17 protein-coding genes are annotated in these 20,558 nt (G+C 43.6%); 11 read left to right on the top strand and 6 right to left on the bottom strand.

The window, feature by feature from the left end; translation table 11 throughout:
• Positions 1–33: 33 nt before the first annotated feature.
• Complete coding sequence (gene fghA / locus EP58_RS03735) at positions 34–873, bottom strand: S-formylglutathione hydrolase (RefSeq protein ID WP_036090248.1); 840 nt, start codon at positions 871–873, stop codon at positions 34–36.
• The gene (locus EP58_RS03730; RefSeq protein ID WP_036090245.1) at positions 866–1,978 is read right to left on the bottom strand and encodes an S-(hydroxymethyl)glutathione dehydrogenase/class III alcohol dehydrogenase; all 1,113 of its coding nucleotides are present in this window, start codon (positions 1,976–1,978) and stop codon (positions 866–868) included. The genes fghA and EP58_RS03730 overlap by 8 nt, the downstream gene beginning before the upstream one ends.
• A gap of 262 nt (positions 1,979–2,240) precedes the next feature.
• Here EP58_RS03730 and EP58_RS03725 point away from each other — a divergent pair, with 262 nt between their 5' ends.
• The 5 genes from EP58_RS03725 (at position 2,241) to EP58_RS03705 (ending at position 10,809) form a co-directional block, all read left to right on the top strand.
• Positions 2,241–5,744, top strand: coding sequence for a putative mucin/carbohydrate-binding domain-containing protein (locus EP58_RS03725; protein WP_036090242.1), 3,504 nt, complete (start codon positions 2,241–2,243; stop codon positions 5,742–5,744).
• 156 nt (positions 5,745–5,900) lie between these two features.
• Positions 5,901–6,212, top strand: coding sequence for a hypothetical protein (locus tag EP58_RS03720; protein ID WP_036090239.1), 312 nt, complete (start codon positions 5,901–5,903; stop codon positions 6,210–6,212).
• Positions 6,213–6,401: 189 nt separating this feature from the next.
• Entirely contained in the window at positions 6,402–7,331 is a 930-nt protein-coding gene (locus tag EP58_RS03715; RefSeq protein WP_036090237.1) for a M60 family metallopeptidase, read from the top strand.
• On the top strand, positions 7,285–9,054 hold the full coding sequence (locus EP58_RS03710; RefSeq protein WP_036090234.1) for a putative mucin/carbohydrate-binding domain-containing protein: 1,770 nt from the start codon (positions 7,285–7,287) through the stop codon (positions 9,052–9,054). The genes EP58_RS03715 and EP58_RS03710 overlap by 47 nt, the downstream gene beginning before the upstream one ends.
• Before the next feature lie 210 nt (positions 9,055–9,264).
• The gene (locus EP58_RS03705; RefSeq protein ID WP_036090232.1) at positions 9,265–10,809 is read left to right on the top strand and encodes a gluconokinase; all 1,545 of its coding nucleotides are present in this window, start codon (positions 9,265–9,267) and stop codon (positions 10,807–10,809) included.
• 304 nt (positions 10,810–11,113) lie between these two features.
• On the opposite strand, the gene EP58_RS17325 is transcribed toward EP58_RS03705, so the two are convergent.
• Positions 11,114–11,218, bottom strand: coding sequence for a type I toxin-antitoxin system Fst family toxin (locus EP58_RS17325; protein WP_112859886.1), 105 nt, complete (start codon positions 11,216–11,218; stop codon positions 11,114–11,116).
• A 236-nt stretch (positions 11,219–11,454) separates the two neighbouring features.
• Here EP58_RS17325 and EP58_RS03700 point away from each other — a divergent pair, with 236 nt between their 5' ends.
• The gene (locus EP58_RS03700; RefSeq protein WP_036090230.1) at positions 11,455–11,826 is read left to right on the top strand and encodes a hypothetical protein; all 372 of its coding nucleotides are present in this window, start codon (positions 11,455–11,457) and stop codon (positions 11,824–11,826) included.
• Between the two features lie 511 nt (positions 11,827–12,337).
• On the opposite strand, the gene EP58_RS03695 is transcribed toward EP58_RS03700, so the two are convergent.
• The 3 genes from EP58_RS03695 to EP58_RS03685 all read right to left on the bottom strand — a co-directional run bounded on the left by EP58_RS03695 (position 12,338) and on the right by EP58_RS03685 (position 13,880).
• Complete coding sequence (locus tag EP58_RS03695; RefSeq protein WP_036090226.1) at positions 12,338–12,676, bottom strand: type II toxin-antitoxin system PemK/MazF family toxin; 339 nt, start codon at positions 12,674–12,676, stop codon at positions 12,338–12,340.
• A complete protein-coding gene (locus EP58_RS03690; RefSeq protein WP_036090223.1) occupies positions 12,670–12,912 on the bottom strand; it encodes an AbrB/MazE/SpoVT family DNA-binding domain-containing protein in 243 nt (80 codons plus the stop codon). The genes EP58_RS03695 and EP58_RS03690 overlap by 7 nt, the downstream gene beginning before the upstream one ends.
• A gap of 110 nt (positions 12,913–13,022) precedes the next feature.
• Complete coding sequence (locus EP58_RS03685; RefSeq protein WP_036090220.1) at positions 13,023–13,880, bottom strand: GRP family sugar transporter; 858 nt, start codon at positions 13,878–13,880, stop codon at positions 13,023–13,025.
• Between the two features lie 157 nt (positions 13,881–14,037).
• Here EP58_RS03685 and EP58_RS03680 point away from each other — a divergent pair, with 157 nt between their 5' ends.
• From EP58_RS03680 to EP58_RS03660, 5 genes are read left to right on the top strand one after another with little or no spacing between them, the layout of a single operon-like run.
• The gene (locus EP58_RS03680) at positions 14,038–15,993 is read left to right on the top strand and encodes a BglG family transcription antiterminator (RefSeq protein WP_036090218.1); all 1,956 of its coding nucleotides are present in this window, start codon (positions 14,038–14,040) and stop codon (positions 15,991–15,993) included.
• Positions 15,993–16,457, top strand: a complete 465-nt coding sequence (locus tag EP58_RS03675; RefSeq protein ID WP_036090216.1) for a PTS sugar transporter subunit IIA — start codon at positions 15,993–15,995, stop codon at positions 16,455–16,457. The genes EP58_RS03680 and EP58_RS03675 overlap by 1 nt, the downstream gene beginning before the upstream one ends.
• A complete protein-coding gene (locus EP58_RS03670) occupies positions 16,454–16,774 on the top strand; it encodes a PTS fructose transporter subunit IIB (protein ID WP_036060685.1) in 321 nt (106 codons plus the stop codon). The genes EP58_RS03675 and EP58_RS03670 overlap by 4 nt, the downstream gene beginning before the upstream one ends.
• 12 nt (positions 16,775–16,786) lie before the next feature.
• Positions 16,787–17,893 (top strand): PTS fructose transporter subunit IIC, encoded by a 1,107-nt coding sequence (locus EP58_RS03665; RefSeq protein ID WP_036090213.1) that lies wholly within the window; start codon positions 16,787–16,789, stop codon positions 17,891–17,893.
• 15 nt (positions 17,894–17,908) lie between these two features.
• Positions 17,909–20,509, top strand: a complete 2,601-nt coding sequence (locus EP58_RS03660; protein ID WP_036090211.1) for an alpha-mannosidase — start codon at positions 17,909–17,911, stop codon at positions 20,507–20,509.
• Positions 20,510–20,558 lie beyond the last annotated feature (49 nt).

Below are 20,558 nucleotides of genomic sequence, written 5' to 3'. Positions count from 1 at the left end.
CCTGAAAATCTAGCTTCAGCGGTTCTTTTCGTATTATAAATGCTTCTGATGAAATTCCAAATGTTCATCGATAAAACTCGCGATGAAATAATAGCTGTGATCAAAGCCGTTTTGCATGCGCAGCGTCAACGGATAACCTTTTTCATCCGCAATCTCGGCTAACTTTTCAGGCTGTAATTGCCCATCATAGAACCCATCATCAGTTCCCTGATCAATCAAAATCGGGACCTGTTTGCCATCATGTTTTGCCAACAATTTCGAAGCATCCGATTCCGCCCAATTTTCCTGATTCTCGCCTAAATATGCGCTAAATGCCTTGATACCCCATGGAACCTCCATCGGATTAACAATCGGCGCAAAAGCTGAAATCGAACGGAAGCGTCCCGGATTACGCAAACCAATCACGAGCGCGCCATGTCCACCCATCGAGTGCCCCATAATCGACTCCGCCCCAGTCAAACCGAACGCCTCGCGCACAATCCCCGTAAGCTCCGTCACGATATAATCATACATCCGGAAATTCCGCGCCCACGGTTCCTGCGTCGCGTTCAAATAAAACCCAGCACCCTGACCCAAATCCCAGTCCGCATCATCCGCGACATCATCCCCGCGAGGACTCGTATCCGGCATCAACAGCGCCAAACCAAGCTCCGCGGCCTTTTTCTGCGCGCCCGCCTTATGCGTAAAATTATCATCGGTACACGTCAAGCCCGAAAGCCACCAAACGAGCGGCGGCGCCTCAAATTTCTCCTTATTCGGCAAAAATAAGCTAAACGTCATGTCACAACCGAGAACCGTCGAATAATGCCGATACTTCCTCTGAACACCGTCAAAACTCCGATGCTCCTCCAGCAATTCTAGTTTTTCAGTCATAGGAAAGCACCGTCCGAATCGATTCACCGTTGTGCAACAAGTCAAACGCCTCATTAATGCTCGCGAACGGCAACGTATGCGTAATAAACGGATCAAGCTGAATCTCGCCCTTCATCGCTTGCTCCACCATTCCCGGCAACTCACTGCGCCCTTTCACGCCACCAAAAGCGGAACCACGCCACACGCGACCCGTCACAAGTTGGAATGGACGCGTACTAATCTCTTTTCCAGCAGCCGCAACGCCGATAATCACGCTCTCGCCCCAACCTTTATGGCAACATTCGAGCGCCGAACGCATCACGTCAGTATTCCCGATACACTCGAAACTAAAGTCCACGCCACCGTTTGTCATCTCGACAATCACTTCTTGAATCGGTCGCGCGTGATCTTTCGGATTCACAAAGTCCGTCGCGCCCATCTCTTTTGCCAGCGTAAATTTATCTGGGTTCATATCGATCGCGATAATCCGACCAGCTTTGGCTTGCACCGCGCCTTGAATTACGGCCAGGCCAATCGCGCCAAGTCCAAAAACAGCCACCGTATCGCCAGCTTGAACCTTCGCCGTATTGTGAACCGCGCCAATCCCAGTCGTTACGCCACAACCTAGCAAACACGCTTTTTCAAGAGGTGCCTCCGGGTTAATTTTTGCAAGCGAAATCTCTGGAATGACCGTGTATTCGCTGAACGTACTTGTGCCCATATAGTGATAAATTGGCTCGCCGTTGTAAGAAAAACGCGTTGTCCCGTCAGGCATCAGACCCTTCCCTTGCGTCTCGCGAACCGCCTGACAAAGATTCGTTTTTCCAGACGTGCAATATTCACACTCACCACATTCGGCTGTGTAAAGCGGAATCACATGATCGCCAACCGCAACACTCGTCACCCCTTCTCCAATCTCGATGACAATACCACCACCTTCATGCCCTAAGACGGCTGGGAAAACGCCTTCAGGATCATCACCGGAAAGTGTATAAGCGTCGGTATGACAAACCGCCGTATCCGTAATTTTAACCAAGACTTCTCCTTTTTTCGGAGCCTCTACGTCAATTTCAACGATTTCCAGAGGTTTTCCAGGCGCAAAGGCCACTGCTGCACGTGATTTCATATATATAACTTCCTTTCGACATTGCTATTTTTAGCATACAGATTAAGTATACTACAAGGCGTGGCGGGATAACAAAGATGTGGTTCGCTAGGATGTTGTTAAAACAATCACAAAAATGTCAAATTTAAATGAAATCTAGTAAGTATTATTATAGTTTCGGGATTTTGAATAATGAAATAAATGGTAGCATAGTAAATAAGAAGCAATTTTGCTTCGAAGTAATAAATTTGAAACAAAATTTTAGGGGAAAGAGGGGACAAGAATGAAGAGTCGTAAAATTAGAACGATCTTTATGTCTATTTTGTTGCTTGCGGTAGTTATTGTCGCGACTACAATAGGACAAAAAGTGGAAGCAGCAACCATGTCGAAAAAACTATACACGCTGGAGAATCCGACGTGGCTGAGAAACCAGCAGTTTAGTAAGGGCCTAGATCACGACAAACAAGGGTTAGGCATGGTACTACCGAAAAATGGTACGATCGAGATTCGACAAGTCAACACGAATTTCAAAGGGAACGTCACATTGGAACTATTAAATGATGATAGGTTAGAGGAGAGTGCCACAACGATTGGCAGTTCATGGGTGACGGTAACAGCCACCGCGGATTCGGTGCCATTTGTTCGGACAACATACACGTCAGATCCGAATCCACCAAACGTCGAATACAAAGTAAGCGATACAACTCCATTATTACCAACATTTAATCAAGGCGATAACGAGGCTGATTTTTTCAAAAAATGGGACGAAACGAACGCTAGTTTTGCATTAATCAGCAATAAGTACATCCAAATCTTAGTGCCAAAAGGAGACAAGCCGTACCTCAAAAAAATGAGAGACTTCACTTCCATCGATGCGTTACTAGCCTATTATGACAGCGTATTCGAAACTTACAACGAGCTCGCAGGCTTATCTTTCACGCCACAAAAAGCGACAGATAAAAATATCGCGAATCGTTATTTTGCAAAAGCAGATAAAAACGGCTACGGCTTGGGATCTTACGGGCAGTATCACACCTCAGACACAAGCGCATCAGTCATTAATTTTTGGCTAACAAAAGGTTGGGGCGGGCTCCATGAAATTGGGCATGGCTACCAAGGTACGTTCATGCAGGATGAAACCTTTACGACAGGGGAGGTTTGGAATAATATTTACGCCAACACCATGCAAAAAAAGGCGAATGGGGCAGATTACTATAACGGTTGGCTCTATAGTGGCAATATTGCAGCGGTAGAAGAAACTTTTAACAAACAAGTCTACGTGAACAAGACACCGGCAAATGATTGGAATGTACACGATAAACTGTATCTTCTGACGCTCATTAAAGACAAGGCAGGGGACAAAGCTTTCCAACATTTCAACCAGTCACATCGTACGGCGATAAATGCGAAAACACTAGAGGAGAAGCCACGATTCCTAGATTTACTGAATAAATATTTTGGCGAATCGAGTCATTATAACTTTGCAGCCTACCTAGAATTAGTGCAAGGTTCGATGTCTCTAAACGGAAAAACAGAAGCGCTTTACTCTGGAAACAAAGCTGTTTATCCATTAGCATCACTCTTTTCCGGTGAAAATTTGGCAAAAGCGAGAAAAGACATTGCTTTGGACACCAAATGGGGCTTAGTAAGTAACACCCAACTGGAAAAGTACAACGTCGCAACCACGATGAATATCCAATTTGCCATCGATGATTTTACAGAAATAAAAGGGAAGGTATTGAAAGTCAAGGACGGCGCGGACGTTGTGCGGGAAGTGAAGATTACAACGCCAACCGTGACGCTTAAAAATATGCCAATCGGAATCTACTCTTTAGACATCCCGACTGGAATCACGCGCTCATACGAACCATCAACGAATTATTTGGCCGTATCAGACACTAGCAATAGCACGACTATCACAATGAACGAGCTACAAACATCAGACATCGCAACACAACAACTGGTTTTCAAAGGCCTAAGCGATAACGTTTTTGCTACAGCATCTGTGGACCCTGAAAAAGGAAATATGGAGTTTGCAGTGACGAAAGCAGATCCACATTATTATTTTGTAGGCGAATATGCCGCTATTGAAGTAATCAATGAACTAGGACAGTCTGTTTTCAAGAGGAGTATAAACGGTGCTAAGACCGAAACTGGGAAAACTGAAATCGCGATTAAACCAGGCTACACAATCAAAGTGATGCACCTAGAGCCTCATCGTTTTGGTATTATCGGAGCACCGTCTAAGCTCACAAACACCTCGCAAAATCAAGTATTCAAAGTAACGAAATACGGTCTAACAAGCGATGTGACAGGCGTTACAGCACAAGACGCACTAGCAAATTACAAAACGAAATTAGCCACCTTCGCAGCAACAATCAACGACAACGCCATATATAAAAATGAAGACAATATTATCCTAAAAAGCATGTTGAAAAAAGGTATCGCCTACCTACCGGATACAGACAGCGATAAAGCAATCTACCAAAAGAAATACGCAGACCTACTCACACCTAAAAATGAGAACATATCAAATCTATTGAGCGGTGAGCAGTTCCAATTTCAATTGAAGGGTTATAGCGACAGGGAATTTGCCAATATGCGTATCAATCTAGACACAAATAAAGCAACAATTACCCAAAATGCTGGTGAACCTCATTGGTATTTCCTAGACGCATATGCTTCCATCAAAATCAACAAAGCAAATGGCAAAGAAATTTTCAAGAAAGATTTCGTGGGGCGCGGTTCAGTTCCAGCGACGCAAAACAACGTAACCATCGCGGTCGGTGATTTTATAACGGTAACGCACCAAGAATTCGATATACGCCTTTTCTTGAAGAATGAAGAAACGGGAGAAAATTACAGCACGTATAAAACAGCAACATATCTTGTGACGGCGGACGGACTTAAAAAAGTAGACACATCGGAAATCCCGACACCAACGAAAGATCCAAATGAACTAGACGGTCAAAAGTTCCAAGTCGATTTCAAAGGATACAGTGACCGACTTTTCGCAACGATGGAGTTAGATTTACAAAAAGAACAAGCAACCATCACGCAACATGCTGGGCAAGTACATTGGGTCTTCCCAGACGCGTATGCCTCCATCAAGATTTACAATACGCGCGGCAAACAAACATATGCGAAAGATTTTATCGGGCAGGATGTTGCACCAAGTTCTCTAGATAATGTCAGTATCAGTGAAGGATATTATGTCACAGTTACGCATAAAGAACCTATGTTGAGATTGGCACTCACAAATCCCGATACAAAAGAAGCCTTTACAGTTAGCGTGAAGGCGACATATAAAGTAACGCCATACGGATTACTAAAAGTAGATGAAAACAGTATTCCAGCGCAAAGTGTAGCCGATCTTGTAGGGAAAAACTTCGCGTATAAATTTCTAGGTTATGCCGATGTAAACTTCGCTAATTTAGCGGTAAATCTTGATACGATGGAACTAACATTCTCGCAAAATAGCGGACAAGCCCATATCTATGTTGACAAAACAAAGCCGTACGCGACGGTAGAAGTAAGAGACGATGATGGTCGTGTGGTTTATAAATATGACGTGTTCGGCAGTGAGAATGTGACGGCGTTCAAGAAAAACATCAAGCTAGAAGCAGGATATTACTTGATTATTACGCATTTAGAAGCCAATGTGAACCGCTTGAAACTGAGCGTAGGTAATGCAGATCAAGGAACTCTGCCAAGTCAGAACGTGTATGAAATTGTGGATAATGGATTAGCTAAGAAGACATTGTCCGATATACCGAAAACGAATTGAGGTTTTAGTAGGATAGGAACGGCGGGGAGTGATGAGACTTCCTGCCGTTTTCAATTCACAAAATCGTAACATATGAAGTTATAAGACTAACAGACCTTGAAGAAAAGTACTGGCTAATAAAGTATAATAAATAAAGAAGGAATGGAGGTTAAAGAGTTGAAAACAATAACTTGGCGAACAAAGGTAGGTTTTCGTTTTACAATCAGCGGACTGCTTTTATTAGCGCTGTTTCTAGTAGTAGGAACATTTTTTAATAGTAGTTCAGATACATTTGTGTTATTGTTCCGAATGGGTGCAGGAATTTGCATTGTGCTATTTTTGATCGGCTATATTAGTAGTTTTTTAAGTATTATTTCGAAACAAGAGAAGCGTTCGACGGGATTGATTGTGCTTTTTGTGATCGCGTCGCTGATTGTTTTCTGGATAGGCAGTGTGCTGTATCTAGGATCAACTGGTCTCTATGATTAAATGTGAAGCGGGATTCGAGGGCTAAACCTTGACTCCGCTTTTTTTAATATAGTCATTGTTTTGTCACAAAATCGTGTGTTAATTTATAGATATATTGCAGATGAAATAGGGGGATTAAGATATGCTAAAAGTAAGTCCAGCACTAAGTTAGGCTAGAAAAAGCTATTTTAGAAAAGAGGGAATGATCAGATGAAGAATAAATGGGGAATGTTTTTAGCAACCCTTTTTCTGACGGCAGTGGTGACTATTTTTACTATTGATAGTTCCAAAGCAGATGCGGCAACGCCAATGGTGAAACAACTTGACAAATTAGAGAATCCAACATGGCTTAGAAATCAGGGTTTGACGAAAGGTATTGATCATGATCGTCAAGACTTAGGTGTGTTACTTCCAGGGAACGCAACTATTGAGATTCGACAAATAAATCCGAAATTCAAGGAACAGCTAAAATTGGAGTTACTGAATGATGATAATCGTACAGAAAAATCGTATTCTATTGGTAGTTCATGGACATTAGTCACGGCGACTAGTGATTCTGTTCCCTTCATAAAGACAACTTTTACGTCAGAGGCACCAGTAGTAGAGTATAGAGTAAGTGCTACAGCCATTGATTTACCAGTATTCAAACAAGGAGATCAAGAAGCCGATTTCTTTGAAAAGTGGGATAAATCACAGGCAGCATTTGGCTTAATTCGTAATGAGTATATCCAAATTTTGGTTCCGGTAAGAGATAAATCCTACCTGAAAAAAATGAATGATTTTCCGTCAATAAATGCCTTATTCAACTATTATGACGCATTATTTGAAACGTATAATGAGTTAGAAGGGTTATCTTTTACGCCCAAAAAAGCAACAGATAAAAATATTGCGAATCGTTATTTTGTAAAAGCTGATAAAAACGGTGTAGGTGCTGCCTATTACGGTGTTGACTATACCGCTGAAACTGGCGCTTCTGTTGTTTCTTTCTGGTTAAGACCGTATTGGGGCGGTCTCCACGAAATTGGGCATGGGTATCAAGGTGATTTTATGTCAGATAGTAGTTTTAACACTAGTGAAGTATGGAATAATATCTATGCGGATACCATGCAAAAAAAAGCTATTGGGGAGCACATACTCTAGTGGCTGGCTTTATGAAAATAATACAGCAAGGCTAGAAAATACGTTTGAGAAGAATGTTTATACAACAAAAATAAATGCAAATAATTGGGATGGACGAAGTAAGTTATACCTGTTAACACTTATGAAAGATAAGGCGGGTGATCAAGCTTTTACACATTTTAACCAATCATATCGCGCTGCAGTTGCTTCAAATACGTTGAATAAAGGCTTGCTATTACTTGATTTAGTGAGTAAGTATTTAGGAGAAGCAAGTCACTATGATTTCACCGCTTTCTTGGAGCTTGTTCAAGGATCTATGTCTAACAATCAAAAATTGGAGAATGTGTACTCTGGAAATAAAGCTGTGTACCCGCTTGCTGCACTTTTTTCTGGAAGTAATTTGACAACAGCAAGAAAAGATATCAAGCTGGATTCAAAATGGGGTTTAGTGAGTAACGAACAACTTGAAAAATATAAAGTGAAGAATACAATCAATATTCGCTTTGATATCAATGACTTTGCACAACTCAAAGGAAAAGTTTTGCGCATTAAAGATGGAGCAGATGTGATTCGGAAAATCAAAATCACGTCACCAATTATGACGATTAAAGATATGCCGATAGGGATTTATTCGCTAGATATGCCAACAGGAGTTAGTCGATTCTATGAACCAGCATCGAATTATTTAGCTGTATCGGATGATGTAAGCGACATGACTATTAGAATGGAAGAGCTACAGACATCGACTGTTGCCGTTGAAAAAATGATTTTTCAGGGATTGGGTAATGTTGTTTTTGCAACAGCTACGGTGGATCCTGAAAATAATAGCTTCGAATTAGATGTAACAAAAGACGCTCCACATTCTTATTTTGCGGATGAGTATGCCTCGATAGAAGTGCTGGACAATCAAGGGAAATCTGTATTTAAAAAAGGGATGAATGGTGAATACACAGCGATAGGGAAATGGCAAGTGCCACTCAAACTAGGCTACACGATTAGAATAACGCATAGAGAACCGAACCGTTTTAACATTAATGGAGCACCGGCTAAACTAGTTAATCTCGGTTCTACTCAAATTTTTAAAGTAACGAAATATGGGCTTATGAGTGATATAACTGGAGTAACTGCAAACGATGCGTTAGATAATTATAAGGTGAAGCTGATGGGGCTTGCCGCGACGATTAATAGTAACAGTATTTTTAAAAAGGAGAAGTACGTTAATCTAAAAACAAAGCTTAGAAAGGGCATTGATTACTTGCCAGAGGTCGATAAAATTTATTTCGAAAACATGTATAAAGATTTACTCTTTGTTAGTGATGAAGAAGATGAAAGCTCGGAATACATGTTTTTTGGGGATAAATTCCGATTCGATTTAAGAGGGTTTGCTGATTGGGAATTTGCTGATTTAAATATCAATCTAGCTACAAAGCAAGCAACTTTTGCACAGAAAACAGGTCAGCCCAATGGGGACTTTGCTGGGACATATGCCTCGGTTAGCGTCTATGATAAGCAAGGTCAACTAGTTCATGAAAGAAAGTTTAATGGGCGTGGGTATGTTCCTGGTTATGTGAAGAACATGAAAATCGAGGAAGGGTACTATATAACGATTATGCATGAAGAATATGAGGGCAGGTTGCTATTCACAAATCTAGAAACTCAAAAAATGATGAAAACGAGTAAGCAGGTGACCTATAAGGTGATGGTTGACGGTTTATTAGAACTACCGATGAAAAAGAGCTTATAATTGCTAATTGAACTATATGTTAAGTGAAAATGAAGGTGAAGAGTGGCAATGCTCTTCATCTTGTTTTGTATGTCAAGAATGAATGCTACATAATGAAACCGAAAACTGGCCCATGTGTTCACAAATTGTAGGATGGAGGGCTAAACCTTGACTCCGCTTTTTTTATCGTTATAATTGGGGACAAATGAGGAAAAATTGAGGGTGACGTGGATGGAAAATTTGGTTTATGTAATGGGCGTCGATATTGGGACGACGAGCACGAAAGCGGTGATTTTTGATGCGAGTGGGGAGCTGGTGGCGCGGGAATCGCGAGGCTATCCGTTGCTGACGAATGATTTGGGAATGGCGGAGCAGGAGCCGCGTGTGATTCTGGATGCGGTTGTGGACGCGATTCGGGCTGTGGTAGAGACGGCGGGCGTGGACGCGCAAGCTTTGCGGGCGATTTCTTTTAGCGCGGCGATGCATAGTTTGATTGCGGTGGACGCGGACGGCGAACCGCTCACGAATTGCATTACGTGGGCGGATCAGCGCAGTGGCGAGGCTTTGGAACGCCGAAAGCGCGATTTTTACTTGCATCAAGTGTATGAGAAAACGGGGACGCCGATTCATCCGATGAGCCCTTTCGCGAAACTCTGCTGGTTGCACGATGATTTTCCGGATGTCGTGGCGAAAACGGCTCAGTATATCGGGATAAAAAGTTATGTTTGGCACGCGCTGTTCGGCGAATACGTGATTGACGAGGCGTCGGCTTCTGCGTCAGGACTCTACAACATGTTGACGCATGACTGGGAACCGCTCGCGCTCGACATTACGCAAATCACAGCATCACAATTGCCAAAAGTGGTCGCAGAATCGCATTCCTTTCAAGGCATCCAGCCAGCGTGGAAAGAAGCGCTCAGCGTCATCGCAGAAGACACACTTTTCATCATAGGAAGCAGTGACGGCGCGCTTGCCAATGTCGGCATCGGCTCCGTCGGCGAACACGATGTCACGCTCACCGTCGGAACAAGCGGCGCAGTTCGCAAACTTACAAAAACATACCACGTCGATGATTGGCAACGAACCTTTTGCTACGGCGTCGCGAACGGCTACTTCGTACAAGGCGGCGCAGTAAACAATGGTGGTGCCGTCCTCGCCTGGGGACTAGAACAATTCGGCACAGACGCCCAGCGCGTAGCAAACGATTTCACCGGATTCATCAATAGCACCAACCAAACACCGCCCGGCGCAAACGGTCTCCTTTTCCAGCCGTATTTACTAGGCGAACGCGCACCCTATTGGACCGACCAAATCCGCGGCAGCTTCGTCGGACTCACCATTAACCATCAACGCGCCCACTTCATCCGCGCCATTTTAGAAGGCATCGCATTTAATTTAGCACACGTTTACGAAGTGATGAGCGACCCGCACGACAAAATTCACGTCACCGGCGGCCTCTCCCAACATCCGGTTTGGTGCCAACTCGTCGCCGATGTTTTCGACCGCGAAGTCATCGTCCCCCACACAATCGAAGGCTCGAGCCTAGGCGCCGCAATCATCGCGCTACATTCCTTAGAAATTTTACCAACCCTTGAGCTCCCGAAAAAACTGCCACCAACACATGTCTACCAACCGAATCCCAAGAATGTCGCGATTTACAATGAACTCAAACCAATTTTTCAACAAATCACGACACAACTAATGGGAAGTTACGAGCGCCTAATTGACTGGCAAAAACGTCAAGTAAATGGTAAGATAGAAACAAATAACAGATAAAGCGCGCATCGGTGGCAAAAAAAACGTGGGGTGATTCGAATGAACCGCAAATTAGTATGGACGCTAATCGTTTTAGTGGGAATTTGTCTTTTAGGGACATTGATTGCAGTATTAGCAAACTTATTTTATTTCAGCGCATAAAAAAACTGGCCGCGGCCAGTTTTTTTGATTCCTAATTTTATTTTACGGATACCGATTTCCATGATATAATCAAGGTAGTTGATGATAAACAGAGTGATACCAATAGCGAAACCCCTATCTCGTGGAGGAGACAGGGGTTTCTTTTTGGGCTAGATAATACCGTCTACTGTTTTTTATTTTCCTTAGCTCGAGCCTCTAGCCAACGATTGAAGATTGCAAGGACACAACCAACAATGATAGGAGCAAGGATTGTTATGATGATAAACATAATGACACCCCCCCTCCCCAGAAGTAATACTCGTCTCTGGAGGTAGACGGCATATTAAGCATAGCACAAATCGATCCCTGTTTTTCCTACGTTGAACACAAATTAAAAATCCCGGAAAAACAAAATTGTGTGCACCCAATCGAAGTTAAATTTTGAGAATACGAGCAATCATGGTAATATAAGTCATGTATTGGTTTATCAAAAATAATACTTAAATAAAGAGGGGAAACACGTCGATGAAAAATAAAATAGCGTTATTTCTAATGGCAGTCTTGGTTGTCCTATCACCAGTTTCAGCGGGAGTTACAGGCGTTTCGAGCATCCAAGCAGAAGCGGCAGTTAAAAACCCAGTCAAAGTATCACTAAGCACAACGACACCAAAACAACGCACCAATGTTACGCTGAATGTAGCAGGTGTACCTAAAAATACAGCGTACACAGGAACTATCTTCTACAAATCTAAAAAAACATACATCTCTGGAAAAGTTGGCACACCTAAGAAATTCAACATTAGCACAGCAACAAAAGGCTACAAAGTAAAAATCGAAATCGTCGTGAAATACAACAAACAAACATACAAATCATACGCATACTTCACTCCGAAATGATTGGATCGATAAACCAATATGGCAAAGCATCACTTGTTGCATTCATCTAGCATGAAGCCACAGGAGGTGCTTTTTGCATAGATAAAAACAGCATAGAAAAATGTTAGAATAGATTATTGATGCAAATAAAATGAAAAGGAATTGGATAGTGTGGGGGTTATCAACTCAAATGTAGGTTCAGTTATAGATATGATATTTTTCTTTGGTTGCTTTTTGTATGTAGCATTCACGACTGGATACCCATTCCCGATGCTAATGTCGTTGATGACAACAGCTGTATTTGCGCTCTTGACTCTGATTTAATACTATCGTTACCAGAAGCTGAGACAAAAGTTCCTCAGAAGTAAAAAATACGTATCAAAAATCTGATATTAGATTTTTGATACGTATTTTTCGATGTAAGCACGCGTGTAGTAACAGCTTTCTCATATTTTTAACTGTGAAGAGAGACGTAATAGAAGCTTTTTTGTTTACTCAGATAAACTAGCGCGTACGTATAAAGATCCTGCTATCATTTACTGGACGCATTCTTTTGGAAAATAACTTTCACGGATTTTAGAAGCTTATTTAGCAAATGATCAGATACTGTTTCTACATAATTATATTTGCGAGCATTATAATCAATGGTGACCAGCTGATCTAGCAATACTTTTCCTGTTGTCTCCGTATCAATTAAGGGTACATAAAGAGGATATGATCGTGGGGTATTACTTATGGGAGCAAAGATGGCGATATTTGCATGTTCGCTTACTAGGCGATGACTAAGACAAATGTAGGGGCGATAACCTTGCTGTTCATGCCCTTGCTTAGGGTTTAGGTTGATCTTGATGATATCGCCTTGCCTCACCATTTTTCGTCACCGATTGGTTCAAAGTCTTGTAGTTCAGATTGAAAAGGCTCACCTTGGTAATTGGCGAATAAATCTTCGATAGTCAAATCAGCAACTGTTTTGGTAAGGATTATTTTATTGTCAACAACTTCAACAGAAAGGTCATCATTCTCGTGAATATTTAGCGCGTTTAAAATATTATTTGGAAGGCGAACAGCTTTACTGTTTCCCCACTTTTTAATACTAACTGTGGTCATAGCAATTACCTCCTTCATTGATAATCTCATTATAACACAGAGTATATACATTGTATATACTCTGTCTACGGAAGTTTTTTTGTTCCAAAGCCTTTAAATTGAAACATAGGTCATTTCAACAAACTCAGCAACACAACCCCAACCATAATCAACCCAATCCCCGAAAGTATAAACGTCCACTCGAGTGGGCTCTTTTTTTGCTTGAAAATCAGAATTCCGCCAATCGTCGCCACAATCACACACGCTTGTGAAATCGAGAAACTCGTTGCTACGCCAAGCACAGCGGTTGCGAGGAACATGCCAAGGTTCGCGATCGACCACGATAGTCCCGTCAGCAAGTTGAATGTCACATTTTTGCGGGAAATGGCAGATTTTTTCGCTAAATTAATGCCAATGGCGCATGTCAGCATCCCGACGGCTTGTGGTAAGATGATAGCGAAACCAGTCACGTGAAATAGCTGGTTTGTCACGACGTAAAGCGTTAAAAAGAAGGAAGATAGAATAACGATAGCGTAGACATGAATGGAAACCGACTCCTTGATTTGATTCCCCTGTTTTTGAAAACCGGTCATGACCACTCCAACCAAAATGACAAGCACTGCAAAAATACCAATTACAACCGCGCTCGCCGTCTGCCATTCCTGAAAAATGAGGACGGCAAATAGTGTAGCGCCAACGAGTTGTGTCCCATTGGAAATCGGCATCGCCTTGGCGACACTAGACGTGGCGATTCCTTTAAATTGCAGTAGTTGGCCAAAACTCCAAAAAATACCCGACACGAAACTGACGATAAATGAACTAATCGTGATTTCGGGCGATACAATCCAAAATAGAATACATGCGAACAGAAGCGCGCTAATCGACGTCCCGAGTAATTGTTCCTCCGGGGTGCTTTTTCGTAAGTTCGCAATGATGGGCATAAAACCCCAACCAAGAACCGGTAATAAGGCAACGAAATAAATCAACATAATAAGCTTCCTCTCATCTTTAATAATGCCACTTAAACTTATCACGCGCACGATGACTCGGCAATATCCCAAAATTACGGTATTCAATGCGGTAATTTTCGTAGTTTTCGGTAAGGAAGCTTTGTAATAGAATAAGGTCAGGGAAAGGAAATATGAAATGAAAGCGGTAACTAAAATGATTGCAAATCGCGAAAAGAATATCATTCAGTTTTTAATGAAAGCAGGCCAGACACGTGTGGGAGACATTGCGGATCACTTAAGTCTCTCCGAAAAAACAGTATCCAATTCCTTGAAAGAAATCGATCAGTTCCTAAAAGAATTCGGCATGACGGTCGTTCGTAAACCGAAAGTCGGCGTCTATATTGACGGGAATAGCGAGGACTTGGCGCAAGTCACCCGTTTCCTAGGCAACCAAGTGAGCCTCGTTCCTTCCACAAAAGAAGAGCGCGTGATTTACATTTTCAGTACGTTACTAAAAGCAAGCGATTACGTGACGATTCAGGAGCTTTCCGAAGCGCTCTACATCAGCCGCGGAACGATTGAAAAAGACATGATCGAAGTGACGAAAATACTTGCAAAAGAAGGCGTGACGCTCTATAAAAAGCCGAGTAAGGGTATGAAACTCCGCATCAACGAACAAGAAAAGCGCGCCTTGACGTCGAAGTTTATCCACAATTTTTGGGGCAACAACTGGTATTTGAAACAAGAAGGCGAGAAGGTGCTCCAAGCTTTCGATACGATTCAAGCGGATGTGACCGGAATTTTTCCAGAAGAGGGTTTAAAAGAGATTATCTCGATTGTGCGCGAGTTCAGTGAGACGTATGATTTCGCGTTTACCGACTATGCTTTCCAATCGATTGTGATTCACCTAGCCATTGCGGTAGAACGGATTCGCAAAAAAGAGTACGTTGGAAATCAGGTGAACAGTCTGATGAAAGATGCGCTGGATTCCCAACAACAAAACACGGAAACGCTTGTCGAGATGCTTGAAACGCGACTGGATATCACGATTCCTGATTTTGAAATTGGCTATATTCAGATTCACCTCGCAGCGGCTTACAATCAACGAAATAACAGGTTTCTCAGCAACCAAGTGCAAGATGATGTATCGGAATTTGTGACGGCATGTTTGGCGGAAACGGAATATGATCAAGAGTTGCTAGAAGGCTTGGCGACACACGTGAAGTCGGCGATTAATCGATTGAAGCTCGGCATGAATTTTAAAAATCCGTACCTCAGTAAAATTAAGCAAAACTTCCCGCGAGCGTTTGAGGAAGCGCTGTATTTGAAAACGGAGGTGGAGGCGAAATACGAGGTGCAAGTGAATGAAGATGAAACGGCTTATATCGCGCTTCATTTCGAGGCGTATCACGAGCGAATGCGTTCCTTCCCTGATCTAATTCGGGTGGTGCTTGTGTGCAGTACTGGCCTGGGTTCATCGAGATTGCTTGCCGCCAGAATTAAGAAATATTTCCCGATGATTCAGATTGAAAAAATCCTATCCGTGCAAGCGATGATGGAGTCGGACGTTGATGTGGATCTCGTTATTAGCACGATTTATCTCGAACTGGAAACGGTGCCAAGTATTGTCGTGAGCCCGATGATGAACAAGGAGGACTTGCAACAAGTGGAGCGGCATATGGACAAGGTGAAGCGCCGAAAGAAGAATGTGAGTCAGCCGTTTTTAGATTTAATCCAGCCCGAACATATTTTAGCGGGGTTGGAGGTTACGACGATGGAAGCGGCGATTACCGAGATTGGCGAGATGCTGATTGCGCGTGATATCGCGAAGCCGGGCATTGTGAAGAGCGCCCTTTTGCGGGAGGAATTGTCGTTCACATCGTTTGATGACATGGCGACGCCGCACGCGGATCCAGCGCTGATTAAGAAGTCGGCGATCGTCATTGCGACACTCAAGAAACCAGTGAAATGGGGACTGGTGGACGTTGATAAAATATTTTTCATCGCGCTGACCGAGAATAATGGTTTAAATTTAGACGCGGTATACGAGCAATTTTACAATTATATTGATAATAAAAAGTGGCTGGAAAAGCTGATGACGCTTGAGACGGCTGAGGAAATATATGAGCATTTAATAAAGGATGGGATGTAATGGAAGTAAAGGATATCTTGACAAAAGAACTCGTCGTTTTTGATTTAGAAGCGACAACGAAGGAAGCGGCGATTCGGGAAATGGCGGTGATTCTGGATTCGAAGGACATTTTGGCGGACAAAGAGGTCTACATCCAAGCTGTTTTGGATCGGGAAACGCATGCGACGACAGGGATTGGGAATAATATCGCGATTCCGCACGGTAAAAGTGGTAGCGTGAAACATTCGGCGATTGCTTTTGCCCGCACGAAGCACCTGATTGAGTGGGAATCGCTTGATGACGAGCCGGTAAACATGATTTTCCTACTTGCCATCAGCGACTCCGACAAAACCGACGCCCATTTAAAAATTCTAGCTGAAATCGCGACCAAGCTCATGGATGACGATATCGTCGCAGGCTTGAAAGAAACGCGAGACAAAGAGGAAGTTATCCGTATTTTAAACGAAGGAGTGGTAGAAGTATGAAACGAAAAATAATCGCAGTAACCGCATGTGCAACGGGAGTGGCCCACACATATATGGCAGCGCAAGCACTGAAAAAAGGCGCGAAAAAGATGGGCGACTTGATTAAGGTGGAAACCCAAGGCGCGACTGGAATCGAGAATGAATTGACGGAAAAAGACGTGAACATTGGTGAAGTTGTGATTTTTGCAGTGGATACGAAAGTGCGAAATAGTGAGCGCTTTGCTGGGAAAACGATTCTTGAGGTTCCTGTCAGCGCGCCGATTAAAGATGCCGAAAAGGTGATTAACGAAGCACTGAAACTAATCGATGAGAAATAGGGGGAAACGAATATGTTTAGAAAAATTGGGAGCGAGCTTAAAAAACATGTTTTAACAGGTATTTCATATATGATTCCACTCGTTATTGCGGGTGCGGTGATCATGGCGATTGCGCGTGTTGGTGGTTCTTTTTACGGGATTACGAATATTTGGGACGCGAAATATGCGGATAGTGCGAACGGTATTATTTCGCTACTGCATAGTTTAGATGGCTTCGGTGGCTTGGCGCTCGGCATGATGTTCCCTGTCATTGCAGCGTTTATCGCCTATTCGATTTCGGATAAACTGGGAATTGCACCAGGACTTGTCGGCGGTTTGCTGGCTCGCGATATTGGTGCTGGGTTCCTCGGCGCGCTTGCGGCAGGTTTGATCGCAGGTTACGCATGTCTTTTGATTAAAAAATATGTCAAATTACCAAAATCGGCAGCATCGATTGTGCCCGTCTTTTTAGTGCCAGTATTCGGAACATTGATTACTGTACTCATTATAAATTATGTTGTCGGAATTCCGTTTGCTGACTTGAATAAAGCGCTTGAATCTTGGTTGAACGGCATGTCAGGAACGAACCAAATTTTGATGGCGGCAATTATTGGGGCGATGGTTGGATTTGACTTAGGTGGACCGGTAAATAAGGCCGCAGTTACGACCGCGATGGCCCTGTTGACGAGTGGCATTTACGCTCCGAACACAGCCGCGCAAGTCGCGATCATCATTCCACCACTAGGCTTAGGACTTGCAACATTGATCGCAAAACGAAAATACAACACCGAAATGCGTGAAGCTGGGAAATCCTCGCTGATTATGGGACTCGTTGGTATCAGCGAAGGCGCGATTCCGTTCGCCGTAGAATCTCCGCTAAAAGTCATTCCGGCAACTGTGCTTGGTTCGGCAATTGGAGGCGCGCTCGCAGTAGGACTTGGCGCGATTAACCAAGCACCAATCAGCGGTTTTTATGGCTGGTTCACCGTGCAAAATTGGTGGTTTTACATTTTAGCCATCGCAGTTGGAACGCTTGTCGTAGCAGGGATGTCGGTCGCTTTGCGGAAAGATAGCGCAGGTCAGGAAGAATCGTATACCGTCGAAGAAGATGATTTTGATGAAGCAGAATGGGAAGCTTAAAAAACGGAGGTAATTATGGTTAAAGCACACATTGTGAATCACACGCATTGGGATCGGGAATGGTATTTCACGTCCGCCGATGCGTTAGTGTTAAGCGAACAACTTTTTACAGAGGTTATCGAGGAACTACAGGCGCATCCAGAGGCAAATTTCGTGTTGGACGGACAATTATCGATTTTGGACGATTATGTCGCGTTATATCCTGAAAAAATGGACGACATAAAAAAATTGATCGCGGATAAACAGTTATTTATTGGACCGTGGTTCACACAAACAGACGCGTTTTTCGCGCACGGCGAATCGATTTTGAGGAACGCGATGATTGGAATTTTTGATAGTAAAAAGTACGGCGATTACATGGAAATTGGGTATTTGCCGGATACATTTGGCTTTAACGCGCAGATGCCGACGCTACTTAGTCAGGCTGGATTTGATAATATCATTTTTTGGCGCGGGATTCATCTCGGCGAACACGTTCAGTCCACCTATTTTAAATGGAGCGGATTGGGCGATGCGGCGCAGATTTACGCGATTAATATGCCGCAAGGATATGGAACTGGGATGTTGCTCGAGCCGACGACGGCGTATGTGGATGGGCGTCTCGATCCGGCGATTGATTTTATCGCGAAATACAGCGCCACGCAAGAAGTTCTGATTCCATCGGGAAATGACCAGCTGAACATCATTACAAATTTTGCGGAGAAACTGGCGGAGATAAACAAGATGGGGCGCCATTCCTACGAGTTGAGCACGTATCAAGATTTCATCGCGTACGCCAAAACGTTGCCAGATTTGGAGGAATATCGTGGCGAATTCAGAAGCCCGGTTTTGGCTCGCGTGCACAAAACAATCGGTTCCAGTCGCATGAACATCAAGTTGAAAAGCGCCGAATTGGAGCAAAAATTACTGACACGCATCGAACCGCTACTCGTCATCGCGAAAGCATCGGGAATCCCAATCAGTGAACGCTTGCTGATGCACACGTGGAAAAAACTACTCGAAGGTCAGGCGCACGATAGCTTGGCGGGATGCGTTTCCGATCCGGTTGCGGAAGATATCATGCATCGAATGAAGGAAGCCGACGAATTGTGCGACAGTATCGAAAACACGATTGTGAAAAAAATCGCCGACGACCTACAGCTTGAGGCCAATGAAATCCTCGTTTTCAATACGGAACTCGCGGCTTTTGATGGATACAAGGAAATTCAAGTTGTCACGAAAAACAAGCAAATCCATTTCCCGGACTATCCAGATGCGACAATCATCAAGGAACGCTATATCGAACCACGGGAAAATGTGTTGGAAGAAACGCCAGCTGGGAACCGCTTTATCGAGGAACCGGGGTATTATGTGTTGCAAGTCAGAGTGAGAATCCAGTTGCCGGGACTTGGATACCGCGTGATTGCTTTTGAATCGTGTGATGTGGAATTGGAAAGTACTGTTGCTGCGGATGAAACGGTGATTCAGAACGAGTCTTATACAATTTGTTTTGAAAATGGACAAATCCGGTTAGAAACAACGAAAGGCGCTAGAAAAACTGCTTTTATCGAGCTAGAGGATACCGCGAATGCTGGCGATACGTATGATTATTCACCGCTGGATGGCGATGTGACGCGTTATTTCCAATTTGAAAAAGCCACGACGGAGAAATCGAGTCAGGTGGAACGGCTCATTTTGACGGGGACTAATAGGTTTCCGCTTGATTTGGAAGACCGTTTGACGAACGCGAAACAAGGTGAAATTTTTGCGAAGATGGTGTTGGAACTTCGAAATAGGAGTGAATTAGTGACATGTGATCTCGAAGTGGATAATCAGATTAGGAGTCACCGCCTGCGTTTGAAAGTAAACACTGACGTGGAAACAACATCGAACATCGCCTCGCTCCCGTTCGGATTTATCGAAAGAAAGCCAGGCGTGCCAGCAAATTGGCAAGAAATATACAGCGAGATGCCAATCGATGTGGAGCCGTTCGAGCAAAGCGTCACGCTGACAAATGACACGGAGAGCTGCACTGTTTTCACGTGCGGAATCAAGGAATACCAACAGTTCGGGAGCAACATCGCGTTAACGCTACTCGCGACGACCGACCAATTAGGCAAGCCAGATTTAGCGTACCGACCAGGCCGCGCGTCCGGAGATACGACGAAAAAAGGCCACGTACTCATACCAACAGAAGGCGCACAGCTCATTGGGACGCACCACTTCTTCCTCGCCATCCACCTTGGCGACTCCTTCGACGAACGCGAAACCGCATCACGAAGCCGAGAATGGAGCCAAGCAAACGTATCCTATCAACGCCAGCCGTACAACCATTTCCTACACCGCTTAGATAATAAAATCCAGAAAACGGAACGGAATCGCGGTTTGCAACGGACACTAGAACTAATCAACTTACCAAAAGAATACCTCGTATCGGCGTGTTATCCATCATACTATGACGCGACAAAATACATGATTCGACTCGAAAATCCAACGAATACCCCGCAAAAACTAGATTTGTCACGTATTGCGGAGAATGGTAGACTAGAAATCGTTAACGCGCTGGAAGAAGTCATCCAGAATTCTGACGCCATTATTTCAGCATACGATGCGGTGACGCTACGACTCGACATGTAGATACGAGAAAACCCAATTTTGCCTCCAAGCGAAATTGGGTTTTTACATA

It is taken from the genome of Paenilisteria newyorkensis (assembly GCF_000766145.1).
Classification (GTDB): Bacteria; Bacillota; Bacilli; order Lactobacillales; family Listeriaceae; genus Listeria_A; species Listeria_A newyorkensis.
Note: the sequence above shows the minus strand (reverse complement) of the source record. Positions and strands in the feature narration are given on the sequence as shown.